The organism is Nitrospira calida, assembly GCF_976986435.1.
The window spans coordinates 3,699,393-3,721,142 of the sequence record NZ_OZ335950.1; the positions used below are offsets into that span (position 1 = coordinate 3,699,393).

The window sequence follows — 21,750 nt, forward strand, 5'->3', positions numbered from 1 at the left end:
CTGCACGCCAGCGCGGTGTCCAGCGGCGTGATGCCCGGAACTCCGCCTCCCGGACGATTATACGAGCTTTGCTCGCGACCTCCTACTGCCATTTCTCCCCGTCGAGTTCTGTGCTAGAAAGGCGCAGTTCCTGAGCCACGGTGGGACTCGTGAGAGGGTGGATGAAACGAATACTCCCGGCTGCGATGGGCGGGGCCGTCTTGCACACGGCCCTCTTCGGCCTGGCCGTCGTGATCCTGACGGGCTGCGCAGGCAGCAAGGGTCTGGATCGGGCCTCGCTGCAGGAGGCGCTTCGCGCAGAGACCCAACAACTTCTTGCTCAATCGAACCCGGTACCGCCTCAAACTTCCCGCCTTTCGGTGCCCTTTACCTTGGCGGTGTACTTGCAGCCGAAGACTTACCTCGAGCGGCGCTTCGAATGGACCGCTGCCGATAGGGAAACACTGACGGCCTGGGGCGAGAGGCTCAAGTCCGATGGCGTTCTATCGGACCTCCTACTGCTGGCGGATTCGTCGGTCCATGGCAGGGGACTGAACGACATCCGGCTCGCCGCGGCCCGCTACGGGGCGGACGCAGTGTTGATCATGGACGGCGCGGCGGCCGTCGACCGATACAACAATGCGAAGGCCGCCTTCGTGTATTGGACGATTCTCGGCGCGTACCTGGCGTCCGGAACCCATAGCGATGCGCTGGTGCTGCTCGAAGGGACCTTCTGGGAGATCCGCACCCAATCGCTCCGCTTCTCGGTGGAAGCCGAAGCGCTGGCCAGGACCGTCGGCCCCGCGGCGTTCGTGCGGGATCACGACACCGTCGAGCAGGCGAAGCGCCAGGCCCTCGCAGCATTCGGCAAGCGATTGGAGGATCATCTGAAATCTCACCTCGTGAAGCAGTAGGTCGACGCTTTTTATTCTTCCCTTATCTCTCCTTCAGGGATTTTGACACCGCCTTTACACGACCGGTGATAGGGTGAAGCCGGACTAGCCTGGCCGCAAGGGATCGTCATGGACATCGCTCTCATCGGATTGACGCTCATCTTCTTTGTCATTTCGGGATGGCTTCTCACCTCTCTGGAGAACCTATAGCCGCCCATGTACCTTCTCGGGGGAATTCTTGCCTTGGGCCTGTTGGTCTATTTGTTGATCGGGCTTCTCAAGCCGGAGTGGTTTTGATGACTGCGAACGGGATCTTTCAGATCGGCGTCTTTTTCCTCGCCCTATTGGCAGCCGTGAAGCCGCTCGGCTGGTACATGGCCCGAGTCTACGAGGGGCGATTCTGCGGATTGGATCGGCTGCTCGGCCCAGTCGAGCGCGTGATGTACCGGCTGTGCGGCGTCCGCCCCAACGAGGAGATGGACTGGAAGACATATGGAACGGCGATGCTCCTCTTCAATGCGGCGGGGCTGCTGGCCCTCTACGCCTTGTTACGCCTGCAAGGATCCCTGCCGCTGAACCCAGTGAAGTTCGGCGCTGTGGCGCCGGATTTGGCCTTCAACACAGCGGTGAGCTTTGCCACCAACACGAACTGGCAAGCCTATGGCGGCGAATCGACGCTGAGTTATCTCGTCCAGATGCTCGGCTTGACTGTGCAGAATTTCGTGTCGGCGGCCACCGGGATGGCCATCCTGGTCGCCCTCATCCGCGGGCTGGCTCGCCGGAATGCGCAGACCATCGGAAACTTCTGGGTCGATCTCACCCGGAGCACACTGTACATCCTCTTGCCCCTCTCGCTTCTGCTGGCATTGGCCCTCGTTTCCCAGGGCGTGGTGCAGACGTTCGGTCCCTATCATACAGCCACGCTCCTGCAACCGGTCGGCTATGCCAAACCCGTCACCGATGTGAACGGGCAACCGGTGCTGGACGAACAGAGGCAGCCCAAGATGGAGCCGACGACGGTCACCGAGCAGATCCTCGCAGTCGGACCAGTGGCTTCACAAATCGCCATCAAGCAGCTCGGGACGAACGGAGGCGGCTTCTTCAACGTCAACTCCGCTCATCCCTACGAAAACCCGACCCCGCTGTCCAATTTCCTCGAGATGCTCGCCCTCCTGCTCATCCCCGCCGCCCTCTGTTACACCTTTGGCGTGATGGTGGGAGAGCCCCGTCAGGGATGGATCCTGCTTGCCGCCATGACCGTGATCCTGACAGGAATGCTCGTGTTGGGGGTGTGGGCGGAGCAACGCGGCAACCCTGCCTTGACCGCCATCGGAGTCGATCAAGTTGCGAATGACCGCCAGCCGGGCGGCAATATGGAGGGAAAGGAAACGCGGTTCGGTATCGTGAATTCCGTCATTTGGGCTGCAGCCACCACGGCGTCGTCGAACGGCTCGGTCAATTCCATGCACGATTCCTACACCCCGCTCGGCGGTCTGGTTCCTCTCCTCTTGATGCAATTCGGCGAGGTCGTCTTCGGCGGGGTCGGCTCCGGGCTCTACAGCATGATCGCCTTCGCGATCATCGCCGTCTTCGTGGCAGGGCTGATGGTCGGCCGGACGCCGGAATACCTCGGAAAGAAGATCGAACCGTATGAGATGAAGATGGTCTCGCTGGTGATCCTGATCATGCCGATGGTCGTCCTGGGACTGACGGCCGTCGCCGTGGTCACCGAGGTAGGCACGTCTTCCATACTGAATCCTGGCGCGCACGGTTTCAGCGAGATACTGTACGCCTACAGCTCTCAGGGCAACAACAACGGTAGTGCGTTTGCGGGACTCAGCGCGAACACGCCTTTCTACAATCTCACGGGTGGCCTCGCGATGTTGATTTCCCGGTTCTGGCTGGCGATCCCGACGCTGGCCCTGGCCGGGTCGCTGGCGCGCAAGAAGGTGGTGCCGGCCGGCCCGGGCACGTTGCCGACTCATACACCGTTGTTCGTGATCCTCCTGATCGGCGTCGTGGTCATGGTCGGGGCGCTCACCTTCGTGCCGGCGCTCGCGCTCGGCCCGATCGTCGAGCATCTGCAGATGATCAGCCGGTGATCCCTTCTGAGAAGAGGAATCCTCGATGAAGGCGCAGCTACGAATCCCGAGAACCCGCTCGCTGTTCAAGCCATCTCTGGTCCGGCAGGCTCTTCTGGATTCTCTTCGCAAACTGGACCCCAGGCACCAGGTCAAGAACCCGGTCATGTTCGCTGTTTTGATCGGCAGTGTGTTGACCACGCTGCTCTTTGTCCAGGCATGGATTGGAAACGGCGAAGCCTCCCCGAGCATTATTCTGGCGATCTCCCTGTGGCTGTGGGTCACCGTACTCTTCGCCAACTTTGCGGAGGCCATGGCCGAAGGTCGAGGCAAGGCGCAGGCGCAATCGCTCCGCAAGGCCCGACGCGACCTCATGGCCAAGAAGCTCGACGGCCCGCAGCAGCGAACTGAGTACACGATGGTTCCGGCCAGCACCCTGAAGAAAGGGGACACGGTCCTGGTCGAGGCAGGGGATTTCATTCCCGGCGACGGCGAGGTGGTCGAAGGGATCGCGTCGGTCGATGAAAGCGCGATCACCGGCGAGAGCGCTCCGGTGATTCGGGAGAGCGGCGGCGACCGCAGCGCGGTCACCGGAGGCACCAAGGTCTTGTCCGATTGGCTCGTGATCCGGATCACAGCCTCGCCAGGCGAAACGTTTCTGGACCGCATGATCGTGTTAGTCGAGGGGGCGAAGCGTCAGAAGACGCCGAACGAAATTGCGCTCACGATTCTCCTGGCCGCGATGACGATCATATTCCTGCTGGCCACGGTCACCTTCCTGCCCTTCTCGATCTATAGCGTACAGGCCGCCGGTCAGGGCACGCCGGTCCCCGTCACAGTGCTGGTGGCCTTGTTTGTCTGTCTCATCCCGACGACAATCGGTGGATTGCTGTCCGCCATTGGCATCGCCGGGATGGACCGCCTGGTCCAGGCCAATGTCATCGCCATGTCGGGGAAGGCCGTCGAGGCAGCTGCCGATGTGGACGTCCTGCTCCTCGACAAGACCGGCACGATCACGCTGGGCAACCGCCAGGCCACCGAGTTCCTGCCCGCCGAGGGAGTCAGCCAGACCGCCTTGGCGGACGCCGCGCAACTCGCATCCTTGGCCGACGAGACCCCCGAGGGGCGGAGCATCGTGGTTCTGGCGAAAGAACGGTACGGGTTACGCGGGCGCGACATTCAGGCGTTGGGGGCGACGTTCGTGCCGTTTACCGCTCAGACACGGATGAGCGGCGTGGATTTCGACGGAAGACAGATTCGCAAAGGCTCGGCCGACGCCATCGAGGCCTACGTGCGTGAGAGGGGCGGGCACTTTCCACCGACGGTCGCCGCCGTTGTCGAAAGCATCGCGAAGCAAGGCGGCACCCCCCTCGTGGTGGCCGAGGGGAAGTAGGTGCTGGGTGTGATCCACCTCAAAGACATCGTCAAGGGAGGGATCAAGGAGCGCTTTGCCGAGCTCCGGCGGATGGGAATCAAGACCATCATGATCACCGGCGATAATCCCCAGACGGCCGCAGCGATCGCCGCGGAGGCCGGCGTGGATGATTTCCTGGCGCAAGCGACGCCTGAAGCCAAGTTGAAGCTGATTCGCGACTTGCAAAGCAGAGGCCATCTGGTCGCCATGACCGGCGACGGCACCAACGACGCACCGGCGCTCGCACAAGCCGATGTCGCCGTGGCGATGAATACCGGCACGCAAGCCGCGAAGGAAGCCGGCAATTTCGTGGATCTCGACTCCAATCCCACCAAACTCATTGAGATCGTGGAAATCAGCAAACAGTTGCTGATGACCCGCGGGGCACTCACCACATTCAGCATCGCCAACGACGTGGCGAAGTATTTCGCCATCATTCCGGCGGCCCTCGCGAGCACCTACCCGGTTCTCGGTGCATTGAACGTGATGGGACTCGCAACACCGTCGAGCGCGGTGCTCTCCGCGGTGATCTTCAATGCGCTGATTATCATCGCGCTCATTCCGCTGGCTCTGCGCAGCATTCAGTATCGACCGATCGGCGCCGAGCCGCTACTGCGCCGGCACCTCCTCATTTATGGACTCGGGGGCATCATCGTGCCTTTTGTCGGGATCAAACTGATCGACCTGCTATTGGTCGCCTTCCATTTGGTGTAACAATCATGAATATCATGACCCAACTCCGACCCGCGCTCATGACGCTGCTGCTGTTGACGATGCTCATGGGTCTGCTCTATCCACTGGCCATTACGGGAATCGCTCAAACGCTCTTCCCGCATCAAGCCAACGGCAGCCTCATCGTGCAGAACGGTCGAGTCGTCGGATCGTCGCTGATCGGTCAGCCGTTTGATGACCCGAAATATTTCTGGAGCCGCCCGTCGGCGACGTCGCCCTTCCCATACAATGCCGCTGCGTCTTCCGGCTGGAATCTCGGACCTACAAATCCGGCGCTGATGAAGGCCGTGCAGGATCGGATCGCAGTCTTGAAGGACGCCGATCCGGACAATCCGGCTCCCGTTCCCATAGATCTGGTCACCACCTCGGGGAGCGGGCTCGATCCTCACATCAGCCCGGCGGCGGCCGAGTACCAGATCCGCCGCGTGGCGCGCGCCAGGGGGATGGACGAAGCAGCGGTGCGTCGACTCGTCGCTCGGCACACGCAAGGACGTCAACTGGGCTTTTTGGGCGAGCCGCGGGTCAATGTGCTGGAACTGAACCTGGCGCTTGATGCGGCCCGATAAGACCCGGTTCGGCCTGCCCACGCCCGATTACATCAGGAGGGTGCGGATACTAAGCCATGCCGGCGCTCGCGTTCATTGACGCTGGCTGTTGCCTTTTCTAGAATCACACGAGGTCTCGCCGGTTCCCCGTTCTCCCTCTGGGCTCGCCATGGATATATCACGACCAGATCCTGACACCCTGCTCAAGCGCCTGCGCGAGGAAGAAGCCCGGCAGGCCCGAGGCAAGTTGAAAATCTTCTTCGGCGCCACCGCCGGAGTCGGGAAGACCTATGCCATGCTGGAAGCCGCGCACGAGCAGCGACGGGATGGCGTGGACGTGGTCATCGGCTGGGTGGAGACCCACGGCCGCGCGGAGACAGAAGTCCTTCTGAAAGGCCTCGAACTGCTTCCTCCGCGCACGGTCGAGTATCGAGGCACGACGCTGCGCGAGTTTGACCTGGACGCGGCGCTCGCGCGCCGCCCGCAGCTCCTCCTCATGGACGAACTCGCTCACACCAACGCGCCGGGGTCCCGCCATTCGAAACGATGGCAGGACGTCATGGAGCTTCTACACGCCGGCATCAACGTGTACACCACCATCAACGTCCAGCATTTGGAATGCCTGAACGACGTCGTTGCGCAGATCACCGGCGTCCGCGTGAGCGAGAAGGTGCCGGACTCGGTCCTGGAACAAGCCGATGACGTGGAATTGATCGACCTCCCTCCCGACGATCTGCTGCAACGCTTGAAAGATGGGAAAGTCTATGTGCCGGAACAGGCGCGGCATGCCATGCAGAATTTCTTCCGCAAGGGCAACCTGATCGCGTTGCGAGAACTGGCGCTCCGGCGGACGGCCGAGCGGGTCGACCAGCAGATGGAGGTATACCGCCGTGAGCACGCGGTGGTGCGCACCTGGCCCGCGGGTGAGACCATCATGGTGTGCGTGAACATGAAGCCTCGCGGAGCCCGCTTGATCCGGGCGGCCAGGCGTATGGCGGGAGAGCTGCACGCGAAATGGATCGCGGCCTACGTGCAGACCCCGCGGCACCTTCGCCTGCCGGACAACGAGCGCAACCGGGTGGTCGAGACGTTGCGCCTCGCCGAGCAACTCGGAGCGGAGACGGTGACCTTGAGCGCTGAGGACGTCAGCCGTGAATTGCTGAATTACGCCCGCGAGCGCAACGTCACGAAAATCATCGTCGGCAAGCCGACTCGGTCGCGGTGGAAAGCCTGGCTCTTCGGATCGGTGGTCGAGGAGTTGATCCGTCGGAGCGGGGACATCGACATCTACGTCATCACTGGAGAAAAAGGCGAGAGCTGTCCCCTCTCAGCCCAGACGAGACCCCGACAGATCGACTGGCCGGCGTACGGGCAGGCGGGCGCCGTGGTCCTGGCCTGTACCGCGTTGAACTGGCTCCTCTTTCCTTTCTTCGGAGCGGCGAATCTGGTCATGATCTATCTGCTCGGCGTGGCGATCGCCGCAACCCGTTGGGGCCGTGGACCGTCGGTGCTTGCATCGATCGCGAGCGTGGCGGCCTTCGATTTCTTCTTCGCCCCCCCATACCTGACCTTCGCTGTGTCCGATACCCAATACGTCCTGACCTTTGCCGTCATGTTGGTCATCGCGCTGCTGATCAGCGGGTTGACCGTCCGGATTCAGCAACACGCGGCGGCGTCCCGCCACCGGGAACGGAAGACCGCGCTTCTATACGCCATGAGCCGCGACCTTGCCACACGGCGCAAGATCGTCGAGCTCGTCGACGTCGCCTCACGCCATATCCGCGAGGTGTTCGACGGTCAGGTCGCCGTGTTCCTGCCGGACGCGACCAAGCGTCTGGTTCTCCAACGAACCGAGCTGTTGTTCTTCGAATTCGATCCGAAGGATGCCGGGGTCGTCCAATGGGTGTATGACCATAGTCAGCCAGCAGGGCTGGGAACCGACACCTTGCCAGGCTCCGGGGCTCTGTACTGGCCTCTGGTTGGTTCGCAGGGTCCGGTCGGGGTCCTGGCGGTGCGCCCGGCTCAACACGGCCGCCGATTCGACCTGGAACAACTGCATTTGCTGGAGACTCTTGCCAATCAGACCGCGCTCGCGATCGAGCGCGCCCGCCTGGCCAAGGAGTCACAACAAGCCACCCTGCAGGCCGAGACCGAACGGACGCGCAACGCCATCCTCAGCGCGGTTTCGCATGATCTGCGGACGCCCCTGGCCACGATCATAGGAGCGGCGAGCGGGCTGCTCAATTCCCCGTCCGGAATGGATCCCCGACAACGGGAGCTGGCCCAGGGCATCTACGACGAAGCGAACCGTCTGGACCGCCTGATGAAGAACCTCCTCGACATGACCAGGCTGGAAGCCGGCGCGGTGCAACTCCGCAAGGAATGGCACCCGCTGGATGAAGTGGTCGGCGCAGCGCTGGCCCGTCTCGGAAAGAGACTAGAAGGACACCGGGTGCAGACCCGGTTTCCGGCGACGCTGCCGTTGGTGCCGATCGATGGGGTATTGATCCAGCAGGTGCTGATCAATCTGCTGGAAAACGCCGTGAAATACGCGCCCGCCGGCACAGCGATCGAGGTGACGGCGTCGGGTTCTGAGAAGGAAGTGCTCGTTGAAGTTGCGGACAGGGGGCCGGGCTTGCCGCCTGGGGAGGAAAAGCGGATCTTCGACAAATTCTACCGCGCCGGCCCGCCTCGGGAGGGCGGAGTCGGATTGGGGCTGACAATTTGTCGGGGCATCGTCGAGGCGCACGGCGGACGGATCTGGGCCGAGAACCGCTCCGGTGGCGGAGCGGTGTTCCGTTTCACTCTCCCTCTGGAGGGCACTCAACCTGTCATCGAGCCGGAAAAGGCCGAACTCCGCACAGCATAGCCCGCATAATTCATGACGGTTCGTCGCGCCACACCCGTTGCAATGGAAGAGCAACGAGTAGCCGGGAGTCGCGTCGTGTTGGACCCATTGCAGCAAGAAGAGCAATGGGTCCCCGGTGCCGAGTAGCGAATCCACGATTGCAGCAGAAGCGTTCATGAATTATGCGCGAAAGGACTCGTCATGAGCGAGCGTCCCATCCCAACCGTGCTGTTGATCGAGGACGAGCCCGAGATCCGTCGCTTTCTCCGAACGACGTTTCCAGAGCACGGCTTCCGCATTTATGAAGCCGTCACAGGAGCGGACGGACTGGTGCAAGCGGAAGCGCGTAATCCGGACTTGATCCTGCTTGATCTCGGCCTGCCGGACATGGACGGCGTCCAGATCATCAAGCGCCTGCGCGAGTGGACGCCGGTCCCGATCATCGTCTTGTCGGTGCGCGATCAGGAACAGACGAAAGTCGCCGCGCTCGGCCTCGGCGCCGATGACTACGTCACGAAACCCTTCGGCCTCAACGAACTCCTGGCTCGCATGCGCGCGACCCTCAGACACACGGCTCGCGCCGCGGTGGCCGACAGTGACCCAGTCTTCACGACGGGGGATCTCCGAGTGGACCTCGGTCGGCGACAGGTATGGGTTGCCGAGAAAGAAGTCCATCTGACCCCAATCGAATACAAGTTACTGACGACGCTCGTGAAGTACGCCGGAAAGGTCGTGACCCATCGACAACTCCTCAAAGAGGTTTGGGGACCACTCCACGTCGACGAGAGTCACTACCTGCGCGTCTACATGCGGCAGTTGCGGTACAAATTGGAAGCCAACCCGGCGCATCCGCGCTATCTCGTGACCGAGTTGGGCGTGGGGTATCGCCTCAAAACGGAGTGACCGCGGGCGTCAGCCGGAGCCGCCGCATGATCTTCCTGCGGAGTGATCTTCATCACGGCGAATCGAAGGTCCAGATGGCCGCGAAGATCAGCAGGTGCTGGGCCGCCGTGAGACCAATGATACCGGGACGGATCTCGTTGCCCTTGAAGAACCCGCCGCCGATGCCGGTCGATTCATCGAATCGGTGCTCCAGCCGGAGAATCGTGTTCGTCCACGTGGAGGACACTCTATGTTCCAGCGTGGTCGTGACGGCTTTCACGAACTGCTCGAACCCCGTCAACCGGCCGTTACGGTCCCAATAGAATTCAGGCCGGACGGTCACGCTCCAGGGGTCGTTGATGCGCCAATGGATTGGTAATTGCCCGGCCGTCCAAAAGATGCGCGGCGTGTCCGGCATAGCAAGCCGTTCGGTGCCGATCTGGTACTCGAATGCGATTGTGACTGCCTCCCCCTTCCATTCTGCGATGCTGTCGGAAAAGAACCGCCAGAACTCGATCGCGGTATCGGATTGGTCTGGGCCGTAATAGATCGTCTCCTTGATTGTTAGACGGGGTGTGGCCTTATAGGACAGTTGCCCGCCGTAGCTCGGTTGGTCGTTCGGGTGAGAGAGGTGGAAGTAGCCGTTGATCACAAACAGCGTGCCGGTGAGACGTTCGTTGAAGGGATAGCTGGCATTGACGCCGAACATCAGATATGGCGTATAGTCTCCACCCCACGGTCGCGTATAGCTGAAGTTGTCCTTGGCATAGAGCGAGTCATAGCCGATCAGGCTATTGAAGAGCCCTCCCTGGATCGTCAGCCCGTTTCCCACCGGGGTCAGGTAGGACACGTTGGCTCGCCCGAAGTGGCGGAGTTGATCGGATGAGCCGACCTTCGGCTGGTTCGCATGAACCCCGAACTCTTTCGCGTCTTGTCCGCCGTGCACCAGCAGTTCCGTCCCCCAGCGCGATTGTTCCGTGGCATCCTTGCGGACATAGGCTCCCCCCATGTTCAGGTCCAGTTCGTTGACCCGCGGCGTGGTGCTGCGGTTCCGGAACAGATGGTTCGCAGGAAAATTGAAATCGAGCGAATAGCCGAGATCCACGAACCCGCCATAGTGCCAGTCGGTTTTCCCGGCTCCGCGTTGTACGGTCGGCTCTTCTCGGACGCCGAGATCAACAACGTCTTCCCCAGGGGCGGCATACGAACCCCGAGTAAGCGGATGTTCGACAGCGAGGGACGTCCCCCACATCCACCAGAAGCACAGGATCGCTGTGCTCGTTCGCACCCATCGCTTCATCATCGGCTCCGTTCTTGCTTCACCCTGTTTTGCACTTTCTGTTTTGCACTTTAGCCGAGGCCGCATCAAAAAGGCGTGAAAATGGAACGGCAGACTATCAAGACAGCGTCAAATCGTGAAGAGTGAAAAACGGAGATAGGGAGAGGAGGCGCTCAGGAGACCGTGCGTTCACGAGCCTCCGTCCGATACCACCGCAAGACCAGCCACGCACACGTGAGCAGCATGCCAGCCCACCCCAGTATCGAAACACGACGTGCGATCACCGTGTCCGAGGCCAGCACGCTCCATCGACTGAAGATCCGTTCCCAGTCATGTTCTCCGCCGCCGACCAACGGGAGTATTTGTGAACGGGCGTCGGCCATGTACCGCGCGATGTTGAGAACGTTTTCGAAGAACCAGACGCCCGCGACGGCACACCCGAGCGTGTCGCGCCGGCGCCAAAACACCAGCCAGACCAGGAACGGTATCGCGAGCTGCCCGAGCGTCCCGCCGTAGAGCCCCACCGTCTCTCCGAAGAGACCGAAGAGCGGATGGCCCGCCTCGTGAAAGACGAGATTAACGTGATCGAGGAAGATGAAGCCGTCGTCGTCCGAGGCCAGCAGGGCAAAGAATCCCACCAGCCCCGATAGCATAACCGCACCCTGTCCGTTCGAAACCGGCTTCCACGGAGCCCCGTGAACTCGCCGAGCGTGGTTGAGCACGGTTCTGAAGGGATTCGTCGGCATCAGGTGGGGGAGAGGAAGCCAATCACTTCTTCGGCTCACCAAGTACGCACCACACGCGGCGCGTCCCGGATTTCTGGTCAGTGACGGCCTCGCCGGAGAAGAAGCTGACTTGCCAGGCGACGATCTCATCGGTGGGCGACGGCGTCGCCGTCCAGTAGATCGCCGACTTGATGTTGACAAAGGGATGACCGGGTGGGAGCGCCGGATCTTTTTGCGACGGATCCACCAGGCTTTTCAATTCCTCGATCGTCGGAGCCCGCCAACCGGTTTGTCCTCCGACGGTCTTCCTCTCGCAACGCGCAATCGAAGCGCTCCAGACATCGAACTCACGGTCCGGCTCTCGCTCCCAGATGAGTCCGGTCTGGTTGTCCCGGACAGCTTCCCCGTTGAAGACCATCGTGAACCGGTCGGCCGCAGGAAGCGGTGATGCGGCAGTCCACAGTCCGAAACCGATGAGCATGGCCCAGCCTCGGTATGGCGTCCTAGTCATCACGGGTCGATCACGCTGTCTGCGCGCTGAACCCAGATCGTTTGCCTAATGCACGGAGAACGGCACCGGCGCAAAAGTCACGATGAAAATCCCCAAGGCCGCCCAGCCCACCCAAATACGGGCGCGACCGAGGGCAACTTCGGGATCCTGCACCGGCGGATGCGCCAACCCCCACAGGCCCGCCATGCCGGCCCACAGAAACCATCCCGGCCAGCCGACGACCCCCAGCACGAGGAGCACCGGGACGATCGCCACGGCCATTGTCCGTTGCCGCGGACCCCACAGCGCATAGGCGACGTGGCCCCCGTCGAGCTGCCCGATCGGGATCAAATTCAGCGAGGTCACGAACAGTCCGAACCAGGCGGCAAATCCGATCGGATGGAGCACGACATCCGCCGTGGGCGGCAGCGGGCCGATCACGAGCCACGAGATGAATTGTAGCAAGAGCGGCTCGCCCAGGTGCAGGCCGTAGGCCGTCTCGCCCGACACGACCTTGGAGAGCCGAAGCCCGACGATCAATGCGATGACCGCCACCACGAACCCCGCGATCGGTCCCGCCACTCCAATGTCAAACAGCGCCTTCCGGCTCAGGATGGGACCGCGCATGCGAATGATCGCGCCGAACGTTCCGATGAAGTGCGGCGGCCCTGGAATGAACAGCGGCAACGACGCAGGGACGCGGTGAATCCGCGACAGCACGTAATGGCCCAGTTCATGGGTGACCAGAATGCCGAGCAACGTGGCCGCGAAGGGGACCCCGCGCCACAACACGCTGGGATCCTGCACGAGAAACTGCCAGGCTCCCAGAAATGGCGTGGTGTTCGTTTGGTACGCGCCAGCCCAGAGTGTGGTGAACACAGTGATGAGAAAGAGGATGGCTGGGAGCAAGACTTGGGATAATCCGCGCTTTGCCGGATCGTCGGCGACCGGAATCAGCCGCTCTTCGATGACATCGCCGCCATTGGCCAGCTCGACCCCGGGACGGGGCCAGGGGTCATGGATCGAGTGTCCGGACCACTCGCCGCCTCGTTCGTCACGATCCATCTTCGACACCCTTCAGCTCGTCCCTGCAAAGGGATTGTACACTAGTTCCTCCTGCACCGTCGTGGATGGCCCATGACCGGGGAAAAGAACGGTGTCGTGCGGAAGCGTCAGGACCCGCGTGCGCACCGATTCGAGGTGAATTGGGTAGAGCTTCGCCGGATTGGCCCGGCCAATGGACCCGGCGAACAGCGTGTCGCCCACGAAACAGATCGGTTGTCCGCCTTGCTCGACATGGTAACAAATACCGCCCGGCGTATGTCCGGGCGTGGTGAGGCACCGGACGGTCAGGCACCCAACTTGGATCGTACGCCCGTCTTCCGGAACGGAACGCTGCTCGCTCGGAGGCTTCCAGTTGAGGAGCGCGACATCGTCCGGCCCCACATACACCGGCACAGGCCGGGTCGAGAGAATCCGGTCGATTCCCTCCGCATGATCGGCGTGGCCGTGCGTGAGACAGATGGCGACCAGTCGCAGCCCCCGGCGGCTCAAGAAGTCGAGCACAGCGCCGGCGTTGTAGCCCGTATCGATCAGCAGCGCCTCGCCCGAATCGTGCAGCACATAACCCTTCACGGCATAGCCGCTGATCTCGCCGTGGATAGTTTCGACGCAGGTGATGGAGGCCGGCGCCGGCGCCGGCCTCCAGCCTTTCAGGGCGATGGCCTCCAAGGGTTCTGGCCGAAGCCCCAACGCCTTGGCGAGCGCCTGCACCTCCTCGCGATCCCTCGGTGGATCACCGCGCTCCAGCGCAGCGATATCATGTCCGGGCAGGCCGGTCATGCGGGCGAGGTCCCCCACAGTCAATCCCTGCCCGGTCCGGGCTTTCTTGATGATGTCGCAGAAATCGTCTTCGAGCGGCATACGCATATGCTAAGAGCGAGCGGCCCACAGCGAACAGCGCTGCGGGACGAAGACCAACCTTGTTGGCTATTCGCTCTTCGCCACCGCAAGCCTCCACGCGTTTACCATTTGCTCATCGATATCGACCAGGATCACCGTGCGCAGCGAGCGAGCGGGAAATGTGCGGATCTCATTCACCATGAGCCTGGCCGCTTCCTCATGCGCGACTCCGCCGATGCCGGTGCCCATACCCGGAATGGCGATCGACTCAAAGTTCTTCTCATCCGCCAACGTCAACGCCGCTTTCGTCGCTGCCGCGACGTTTTGCACAGGAATCCTCATGGCCGGCGCCGGCATCGTCGGCGCGTGAATAATCCCCTTGAACTTGGTCTTGCCGCCGGAGGTCAGGACCGCGCTCCCCACCGGAATCGGCGCCTGCTTTTTCGCCTCCGCTTCCACTTCCTGACCCGCCGCCCGCTTGATCACGCCCGCAACCCCGCCACCCATGATGCCCTGGCTGTTCGCGGCATTGACGATCGCCTGCGCGTCCGCGTCCAGGATACTGCCGTGGATGACGGCGATCGTGAGACTTGTCTTGTCCATTGATCAAAAGATCCCAGCAACCGAAACAGTCTTCCAAGGTTTCGCGCGTTCCGAAGACGGTCCCACTTCCTTCAGCCCTCCGGCGCCAACTTGATCTCCTGCACCTCCCCGAACGCCGACAACAGGCGCGGCAACGTGTCAGGGGATCCGACCGCCAGAATTCGGAACCGCTCGGGATGGAAATGCTTGCGAGCCGCCTGGAGCAGATCCTCCTTGGTCAACTTCACGACTTTGTCACGCAGTTGCTGCAGAAAGTCCTTGGGTAAGCCGTCGTACTCAAGATCCATCAGGCGTCCCACGATGCTGGATGGGCTCGTGAACGAAAAAACGAACGAATTGACGAAGGCCTCCTTCGCCTCTTCCAATTCCTCGTCCGTCACCGGTTCCTTGCGCAACCGCTCGACGTTGGCGATGAACCGGTCGATGACTTCCTGCGTCGTGGAAAGCTTGGTCTCGGCGCGCAGATACCACACTCCCTGATCGTGCGTGCTTACACGCAGGCCGCTGCCGACGGAGTAGGCCAACCCCCGTTGGGTCCGCACGTCCCGGAACAATCGGCTGCGGAAGGAACTGCCGCCGAGGATGTCGTTCAGCAGGGAAAGAGCCGGATAGTCGGGATCGTTCTCCTTGATCGTGAGATGTCCCACGCGTAGGTGGGTCTGAGAGGTGTCCTTACTGACATAGCGGACGACCGGTTTGGCGCCGTCGGCGCCCGCTTCGACCACTTCGGGAATCTTCAATTCCGGCACATCCCCTTTGGGCCAGTCGCCAAACACCTCGCGCAGTGCAGCCAGCACATCAGTCTTGTCGAAATCGCCGGTGACGCCGAGGATGATACCGTTGGGATGGATCGTCCGTTGATGGAACGCCACGAGATCATGCCGGGTCACGCGCGTGACGGACTCGATCGTGCTCTCCCGCGCGCTGGGATGATCGGCGCCATAGATCAGCTTGGCGAACTCCCGTCCAGCGATGGATTGGGGGTTGTCCTGCCGGCGCCGGATGCTCTCGATCGCTTGCAGCTTGGCCAATTCAACCCGATCCGGCTCAAACGCCGGCGTCCGCAGCAAGTCGGCGAAGATCTCGAGCCCGCGCTTGAGATCCTTTTTCAACACGTCCAGTGTGGCGGAGCCCGACTCTTTGCCGATCCCGATCGTGATCACCGCCGCCAGCCGCTCGAGTTCTTCGTCCACGTCCGCGGCGGACATCCGCTTGGACCCGCCCGTGCGCATGACCACACCGGTCAACCCGGCCAGTCCGATCTTGTCGGGTGGATCGAGCCAACTCCCAGTCCGCATAATGGCCTGCACGGTGACCAGCGGCAATTCGTGATCCTCCAGCAGGTACACCACCATGCCGTTGTCTAAGACCAGCCGCTCCGGCTCGGGCGGGTTGAACTCGACCGGAGGAAAGCGCATAAGCCGCGGATCGGTCAGCCCGACATCGGCCGCCAAGACGGGTCCGGTCACGGTGATGAGCGTGATCGACATCAACGCAATGAAAATGACGCTGTTAGGCACCATGCGATGACCGCTCACCTGCATTCCGGGCTTTTCCCCGCGCTTCACGAGTAACGTTTCACGTGTCACACCACTCATGGCCTCACCTCATCGGCCGCCTTCGCTGCGATCTTGCGAGTGGCGGGCATCTTCACGAGCGTCGCAACCGTGCGGTTAGACTTCTTCAAATACTGGGCTACCACCCGCTGAATGTCCTCCGGCGTCACCTTGGCGATGCGATCGCGCGCATCGAGGATATAGCGCCAATCCCCGGCGACGGTCTGGTAAAAGGCCAACTGCGAGGCCAACCCGCTGTTCGACCGGAGCGATCGCACCAGCGAGGCATCCAGGTTGTTGAGTACCTTTTCGAGTTCCTGCGGCGTCACCGGTTCGGTCTTCAACCGTTCCAGCTCTTCGTAAATCGCCGCCTCCACTTCCGCGGCGGTGTGAGGCGCCAACGGCGTCGCGCTGATCACGAACAGGTTGGGCGCCCGCACACCGGGGTAGTTGGTGTCTGTCATGACCGAAGCGGCAAGCCGTTTCTCCCGCACCAACCGGCTGTATAGGCGGGAGGTCACCCCGTCCGACAACACCGCGTCGATCACATCAAAGACGAAATCGTCGGGATGCCCGATGCCCGGTTTGTGATAGCCGATGAGCAGCGTCGGTTCCGCATCGAACTCGACTTCAACCCGCCGTTCCCCGCGCTGCGGCGGTTCGACCGTCACGACCGGCGGCGGGGGCGGCGCCGGCGGGATGACTCCGAACGTCCGTTCGAGCAGCTCGATCACTTCCTTGGGGTGAATGTCGCCGACGATGGCGACCGTGGCGCCTGCAGGTCCATAATACGTCTTGAAGAACTCCTCCGTCGCCGCGGGCGTCAGCGCTTCGATGTCCGACGCCCAGCCGACGGTCGGAAGCCCGTACGGATGGGCCTGAAACGCGGCGGCCGTGAAGGTCTCGAACAAGAGCCCCTGCGGATTGTCGTCCGTCCGCAGCCGCCGTTCTTCCATGACGACGCTCCGCTCCTTATAGAACTCGCGCAACACGGGGTGCGCCATGCGGTCGGCTTCCAGGACCGCCCAGAGCGGCAGCCGGTTCGACGGCAGGCTGACCATGTAGCGCGTGAGATCCTTGCCCGTGGTGGCGTTCAGTCCCACCGCGCCATGCCGCTGATACAGCAGCGCCATCTCGTTCGCGACCACGTACTCACCGGCCTTGTCCTGCAGCTCTTTGAAACGCTGCATGAGCTGATCGAGCGCCGGCGCGCCGGCGGACGACGGCCTGCCAGAGGTCTTCACCGCCGCCTCCCGTTGCCGCCGCTCGATTTCGGTCCCGAGCCGGTGCAACTCTTCCAGCAGCGGGCGCTCTTTTTCGTAATCCTTCGTCCCGACCATGCGGGTGCCCTTGAAGGCCATGTGTTCGTAAAGATGGGCGACGCCAGTGCGGCCGGTGTGTTCGTTCATGCCGCCGACGCCGAACGTGAGGTTGATCGAGACGACCGGCGTCTGGTGCCGCTCGACCATCAGCACCTTCATGCCGTTTGAGAGTTGATGCTCGATGACCCGTTCGGCCAGACCGGACATGTCGGCCCGCGACAAGGCGAGGCTCAGATGAAGGCTGAGGCCGAGGACCAGGACGAACATCAGCAACGTTTTCTTCATACAAAGATCTCCATCAATTCTTCCGGCCGTTCGATGAACCACTCGGGCCGACAGGCCGCCATCTTCTCCCGATTCCCCATCCCGTAGCCCACCGCGCAGACCCGAATGCCGGCGTTGTGCCCGCCGTTGATGTCGTTGGTGCTGTCGCCGACGAGGACCGTGCGCTCGCGAGGGATGTTCAGCGCCTCCATAATTTTCAACAGCATCCCCGGTTCGGGCTTCAGCCCGTAGCCATTGTCGCCGCCGACCACGTAGGCAAAGTGATGATTCCCCAACCCGTCCAAAATCACTTTGGTGTATTCGATGGACTTGTTGGTCGCCACTGCCTTGTACTTATCGGCGAAGTGGGCGAGCATCGTCTCGACGCCCGGATAGAAACGGGTCCGGTCCAGGCAGTGCGCCAGATAATGGCCGCGAAAGACGCGCAAGGCTTCCTCGTATTTGGCCTGGTTCGCCTCACCGACCGCCAGCCGCAGCAGGCGCTTGACGCCATCGCCCACGAACCCGAAGATTTCCTCCTGGGGACGGCGCGGCAGGCCGAGTTCCTCCAGCGTGAGGTTGACCGCATAGGCGATGTCCCACTTGGACTCGATGAGCGTGCCGTCCAGATCGAAGATCAAGAGATCCACCGGCGTCTTCACGACCATTCACTTCACCTTTCGTAAGTCGTCCCGCAGCATAATCAGTTTCGCGCGGCGGCCGGCGTCGGATTCCTGCAGGATGGCCTCCCGCACGAAGTTCAGCATGCGTGTGCGCCCGACGTGCGGAGGGAGGATCGGTTCGACGATCCGCCAGCGGTTGTTCACCGCCCGGACGCGGACCCGAACCTGCTCGGTCGTGACCTCCGGAATAAACGACGCCGTCTCCAGATAGACCGCGCCGAGCACGCGGAACTCGACCGGGATCACAACCTCCAGCATGTTGACGATCTCCCACTGTCTCAACCGCTCGGGCACCGCGTAGCTGTCGATCACGACGACGTGCCCCCAGGCCGGCTCTTCTTTCCATCCGACGTAGGGCACGATTGCGTCGAACGACAGGCCGTCCAGACGCGCCCCCCGCGCATCCAGCGAAAGGTACTTCTTGACCACTTCGGCCGGTGAATTGTTGATGGCCCCTGTCTGGGCGAGCCCGGGCCCTGCCGCCGACACGACGCCGAAGAGGCTCACGATCGCCAGTCGCAGCCAGCGGTGTTTCGTCATCCGTCGATCACAATTCATGTCACTTCGTGCAATTTCATCAGGTTGGTCCCGCCAGGCTGGCCGATCCGGGTCCCCGACAAGATCACGATCCGTTCCCCCGTTTTGACGAGCCCCTCCGCCTTCAACCGCCGTTCGGCTTCATCCACCCGTTCGTCGGTCTGATCAATTTGCGGCATCGTATGGGGGATGACGCCCCAATAGAGGGCCATCCGCCGGCGGACTGTTCCGAAGGGGGTAAAGGCAATGATCGGCGCGAGCGGACGCTGTTTGGAAACAAGGCGCGCCGTCATGCCCAACTCGCTGAAGGCGACGATGGCGCTGGCTCCCACCGCGGCGGCCGCTTCCGACGCCGCCGTGCAGAGAGCCTCCGGAAAGGAGACGTCGCTTCGGCCGGCGTCCGCCCGTCGCGGCAACGCCGGCCCGACGCCTTCTTCTGCCGCCCGAATGATTCGATCCATCACCCGCACCGCCTCCACCGGATACCGCCCGACGGCCGTTTCCGCGGACAACATCACCGCGTCGGTCCCGTCAAAGACGGCGTTCGCCACATCCGAGGCTTCGGCTCTGGTCGGCCTGGTCTGGTGGGTCATGGACTCCAGCATCTGGGTCGCGGTGATCACGAGACGGCGGCGGCGATTCGCTTCCGCGATGATGCGTTTCTGCAAAACCGGCACAGCTTCCGGCCCCATTTCGACCCCGAGGTCGCCGCGCGCGATCATGACCCCGTCCGCCTGCTCCAGAATCGCGTCCAGGGCGGTGATGGCTTCCGCCCGTTCGATCTTGGCGATGACCGGTTGATCGCCGCCCAAGTCCGCGATCCGTTTCTTTACGGCGACGATATCTTCCGGCCCCCGCACGAACGAGAGCGCTACGTAATCCACTCCTTGGGCGATGCCGAACCGGAGGTCTTCCTGATCCTTGTCGGTCACCGTCGGCGCGCTGACCCGCGTGCCCGGCAGGTTGATGCCCTTCTGGGAGACGATCCGCCCGCCGGTCATGACCGTACATTCGACGGCGCCGCCCGAGATCCGGTTGACCTGCAGCTCCACCAACCCATCGTCGATGAAAATCCTGGCTCCGGGTTGGACGTCACGCGCCAGGTAGGGGTACGTCACCGGAATTTCCGGAACGTCACCGGAGAGTCCCGCCCGCGCGACAGCGTGAGCGCCGATCTGACCGCCGGACCGCAAAAGCATGGTCTGCAGGATCACCCGCTGACCGGGCACGACGTCCATCGCATCGGCGGTCAGCTCACCGACGCGAATCCGCGGGCCTTGGAGATCCAGGATGACAGCCACCGCAACCCGGCGTCGCTCGGCTGCTGCACGAACCGCGTGAAGGGCGCGCCCATGCCATTCATGATTGCCGTGCGAGAAGTTCAGCCGCGCAGCATCCATCCCGCTCTCGATGAGCTGATCGAGCAAGGCGGGGGAATCGCTCGCCGGGCCAATGGTGCACACGATCTTCGCTTTACGCATGGCAGTCCGCACCTCGCCCCCAACTTCTCGCCTCTAGCCAGCGTGCGATAGAGTCGCCGCCATTCTAACAGACGTGGAAATACCAGCAAAGCGCGTTGACCGCCTCACGCACCACATGTTACGTTGCACCGCTTTTTTCTCGAGCTTTGGCTATTCGCTACCAACTGTTCGCTATGAAAACCACGAAATCCCAGAAGCTCTTTACCGAGGCGCAACACTATATTCCTGGCGGCGTGAACAGCCCGGTTCGGGCCTTCCGCTCGGTCGGCGGGCAGCCGCTCTTCATCAAGCGGGCGAAAGGCAGTCGACTCTTCGATGTGGACGGGAACAGTTTCATCGACTACGTGCTGTCGTGGGGACCGATGATCCTCGGCCACGCGCCGGCTCCGGTGATCAAGGCAATTCAGCGGGCCGCCGCCAACGGCACCAGCTACGGCGCCCCCACCGAACTGGAGGTGCGGCTGGCCCGCATGATCCACGAGGCGATCCCGTCGATGGAAAAGGTGCGGCTGGTCAGTTCCGGCACCGAGGCTGTGATGAGCGCCATCCGCGTCGCGCGCGCCTACACGAAACGGGATGCGATCCTCAAGTTCGAGGGCTGTTACCATGGGCACAGCGATTACCTGCTCGCCAAAGCCGGCTCCGGGCTCGCGACCTTGGGCCTTCCCGATTCGCCTGGCGTGCCGGCCGACTTTACGCGCCATACCATCACCGCGCCCTACAACGACATCCGAACGGTCACGCACCTGATCAACGAGCATCACCGGCGGCTCGCTTGCATCATCGTCGAGCCGGTCGCCGGCAACATGGGTGTCGTGCCGCCGGGCCAGGATTTCCTCCCAACCTTGCGGCACCTCACCGAACAGCATGGCATCCTGCTGATTTTCGATGAAGTGATCACCGGCTTCCGCGTGCACTATGGTGGCGCGCAGACCTTGTACGGTATAACGCCGGACCTGACGTGTCTGGGCAAGATTATCGGCGGGGGACTGCCGGTGGGTGCTTACGGGGGCAAGAAAGAAATCATGGATTTGGTAGCGCCGGCCGGGCCCGTGTATCAGGCCGGCACGCTGTCGGGCAATCCGCTCGCCGTCACAGCGGGCATCGAGACGCTGGCTCGACTCCAGGCGCGGGGCGTCTATCGGAAACTGGAGACGCTGTCCGCGGCGTTGGCCGAGGGATTGAGAGACGCGGCCAAAAAGACGGGAGTCCCGCTGACGCAGACGCGGGTGGGGTCGATGCTGGGAGCCTTTTTTACCAAGGGCCCGGTAGTGGACTGGGCGACGGCCAAACAATCGGACACGGCGCGCTACGCGAAATTCTTCCGGGGGATGTTGGAGAAGGGCGTGTACTTCGCACCCTCCCAGTTCGAAGCGGCGTTCCTGTCCATTGCCCACACGGAGGCCGACATCAAGAAAACGATCGCCGCAGCGCAGGCGGTTTTCAAAAGACTGTAGGAGCTATGGCGCATAGCGTATGGCTCGGGCCGCAGAGATGATGGCTTACCTTGGGGCCCGAGACCGTTCACGCCTCA

Annotated in this window: 18 protein-coding genes and 1 pseudogene; 8 read left to right on the top strand and 11 right to left on the bottom strand. The window is 62.4% G+C overall.

Annotated elements, in window-relative coordinates; all coding sequences use genetic code 11:
* Window positions 1–161: 161 nt before the first annotated feature.
* The 7 genes and pseudogenes from ACWHTU_RS18030 to ACWHTU_RS18060 all read left to right on the top strand — a co-directional run bounded on the left by ACWHTU_RS18030 (window position 162) and on the right by ACWHTU_RS18060 (window position 9,395).
* On the top strand, window positions 162–893 hold the full coding sequence (locus tag ACWHTU_RS18030; RefSeq protein ID WP_447860795.1) for a hypothetical protein: 732 nt from the start codon (window positions 162–164) through the stop codon (window positions 891–893).
* A gap of 195 nt (window positions 894–1,088) precedes the next feature.
* Window positions 1,089–1,169: a potassium-transporting ATPase subunit F gene (locus tag ACWHTU_RS18035; RefSeq protein WP_447863392.1), complete on the top strand. Its 81-nt coding sequence runs from the start codon at window positions 1,089–1,091 to the stop codon at window positions 1,167–1,169.
* A complete protein-coding gene (kdpA, locus tag ACWHTU_RS18040) occupies window positions 1,169–2,974 on the top strand; it encodes a potassium-transporting ATPase subunit KdpA (RefSeq protein ID WP_447860796.1) in 1,806 nt (601 codons plus the stop codon). Before ACWHTU_RS18035 ends, kdpA begins: the two co-directional genes overlap by 1 nt.
* A gap of 25 nt (window positions 2,975–2,999) precedes the next feature.
* Window positions 3,000–5,081 (top strand): annotated as a pseudogene (kdpB, locus tag ACWHTU_RS18045) (potassium-transporting ATPase subunit KdpB).
* A gap of 11 nt (window positions 5,082–5,092) precedes the next feature.
* Window positions 5,093–5,665: a potassium-transporting ATPase subunit KdpC gene (kdpC, locus tag ACWHTU_RS18050; protein WP_447863393.1), complete on the top strand. Its 573-nt coding sequence runs from the start codon at window positions 5,093–5,095 to the stop codon at window positions 5,663–5,665.
* A gap of 148 nt (window positions 5,666–5,813) precedes the next feature.
* Window positions 5,814–8,513, top strand: a complete 2,700-nt coding sequence (locus ACWHTU_RS18055) for a DUF4118 domain-containing protein (RefSeq protein WP_447860797.1) — start codon at window positions 5,814–5,816, stop codon at window positions 8,511–8,513.
* Between the two features lie 180 nt (window positions 8,514–8,693).
* Complete coding sequence (locus ACWHTU_RS18060; RefSeq protein WP_447860798.1) at window positions 8,694–9,395, top strand: response regulator; 702 nt, start codon at window positions 8,694–8,696, stop codon at window positions 9,393–9,395.
* Between the two features lie 52 nt (window positions 9,396–9,447).
* On the opposite strand, the gene ACWHTU_RS18065 is transcribed toward ACWHTU_RS18060, so the two are convergent.
* The 11 genes from ACWHTU_RS18065 to pyk form a co-directional block, all read right to left on the bottom strand.
* Window positions 9,448–10,677 (bottom strand): outer membrane beta-barrel protein, encoded by a 1,230-nt coding sequence (locus tag ACWHTU_RS18065; RefSeq protein WP_447860799.1) that lies wholly within the window; start codon window positions 10,675–10,677, stop codon window positions 9,448–9,450.
* A 149-nt stretch (window positions 10,678–10,826) separates the two neighbouring features.
* The gene (locus ACWHTU_RS18070) at window positions 10,827–11,306 is read right to left on the bottom strand and encodes a hypothetical protein (RefSeq protein ID WP_447860800.1); all 480 of its coding nucleotides are present in this window, start codon (window positions 11,304–11,306) and stop codon (window positions 10,827–10,829) included.
* 115 nt (window positions 11,307–11,421) lie between these two features.
* Window positions 11,422–11,859: an Lcl C-terminal domain-containing protein gene (locus ACWHTU_RS18075; RefSeq protein ID WP_447860801.1), complete on the bottom strand. Its 438-nt coding sequence runs from the start codon at window positions 11,857–11,859 to the stop codon at window positions 11,422–11,424.
* Between the two features lie 75 nt (window positions 11,860–11,934).
* A complete protein-coding gene (locus ACWHTU_RS18080; protein WP_447860802.1) occupies window positions 11,935–12,933 on the bottom strand; it encodes a site-2 protease family protein in 999 nt (332 codons plus the stop codon).
* A 12-nt stretch (window positions 12,934–12,945) separates the two neighbouring features.
* Entirely contained in the window at window positions 12,946–13,791 is an 846-nt protein-coding gene (locus ACWHTU_RS18085; RefSeq protein WP_447860803.1) for an MBL fold metallo-hydrolase, read from the bottom strand.
* Between the two features lie 66 nt (window positions 13,792–13,857).
* The gene (locus tag ACWHTU_RS18090; protein WP_447860804.1) at window positions 13,858–14,373 is read right to left on the bottom strand and encodes a macro domain-containing protein; all 516 of its coding nucleotides are present in this window, start codon (window positions 14,371–14,373) and stop codon (window positions 13,858–13,860) included.
* Window positions 14,374–14,444: 71 nt separating this feature from the next.
* Window positions 14,445–15,971 carry a M16 family metallopeptidase gene (locus ACWHTU_RS18095; protein WP_447860805.1) on the bottom strand — a complete coding sequence of 509 codons (1,527 nt, stop codon included), beginning with the start codon at window positions 15,969–15,971 and terminating at the stop codon, window positions 14,445–14,447.
* Window positions 15,968–17,536 carry a M16 family metallopeptidase gene (locus ACWHTU_RS18100; protein WP_447860806.1) on the bottom strand — a complete coding sequence of 523 codons (1,569 nt, stop codon included), beginning with the start codon at window positions 17,534–17,536 and terminating at the stop codon, window positions 15,968–15,970. Before ACWHTU_RS18100 ends, ACWHTU_RS18095 begins: the two co-directional genes overlap by 4 nt.
* A complete protein-coding gene (locus tag ACWHTU_RS18105) occupies window positions 17,533–18,183 on the bottom strand; it encodes an HAD family hydrolase (protein WP_447860807.1) in 651 nt (216 codons plus the stop codon). Before ACWHTU_RS18105 ends, ACWHTU_RS18100 begins: the two co-directional genes overlap by 4 nt.
* Entirely contained in the window at window positions 18,184–18,756 is a 573-nt protein-coding gene (locus tag ACWHTU_RS18110; protein WP_447860808.1) for a hypothetical protein, read from the bottom strand.
* Window positions 18,753–20,216, bottom strand: a complete 1,464-nt coding sequence (gene pyk, locus ACWHTU_RS18115; RefSeq protein WP_447860809.1) for a pyruvate kinase — start codon at window positions 20,214–20,216, stop codon at window positions 18,753–18,755. The genes ACWHTU_RS18110 and pyk overlap by 4 nt, the downstream gene beginning before the upstream one ends.
* Window positions 20,217–20,389: 173 nt before the next feature.
* Here pyk and hemL point away from each other — a divergent pair, with 173 nt between their 5' ends.
* Window positions 20,390–21,673: a glutamate-1-semialdehyde 2,1-aminomutase gene (gene hemL, locus ACWHTU_RS18120; protein ID WP_447860810.1), complete on the top strand. Its 1,284-nt coding sequence runs from the start codon at window positions 20,390–20,392 to the stop codon at window positions 21,671–21,673.
* The last annotated feature ends 77 nt before the right edge of the window (window positions 21,674–21,750 follow it).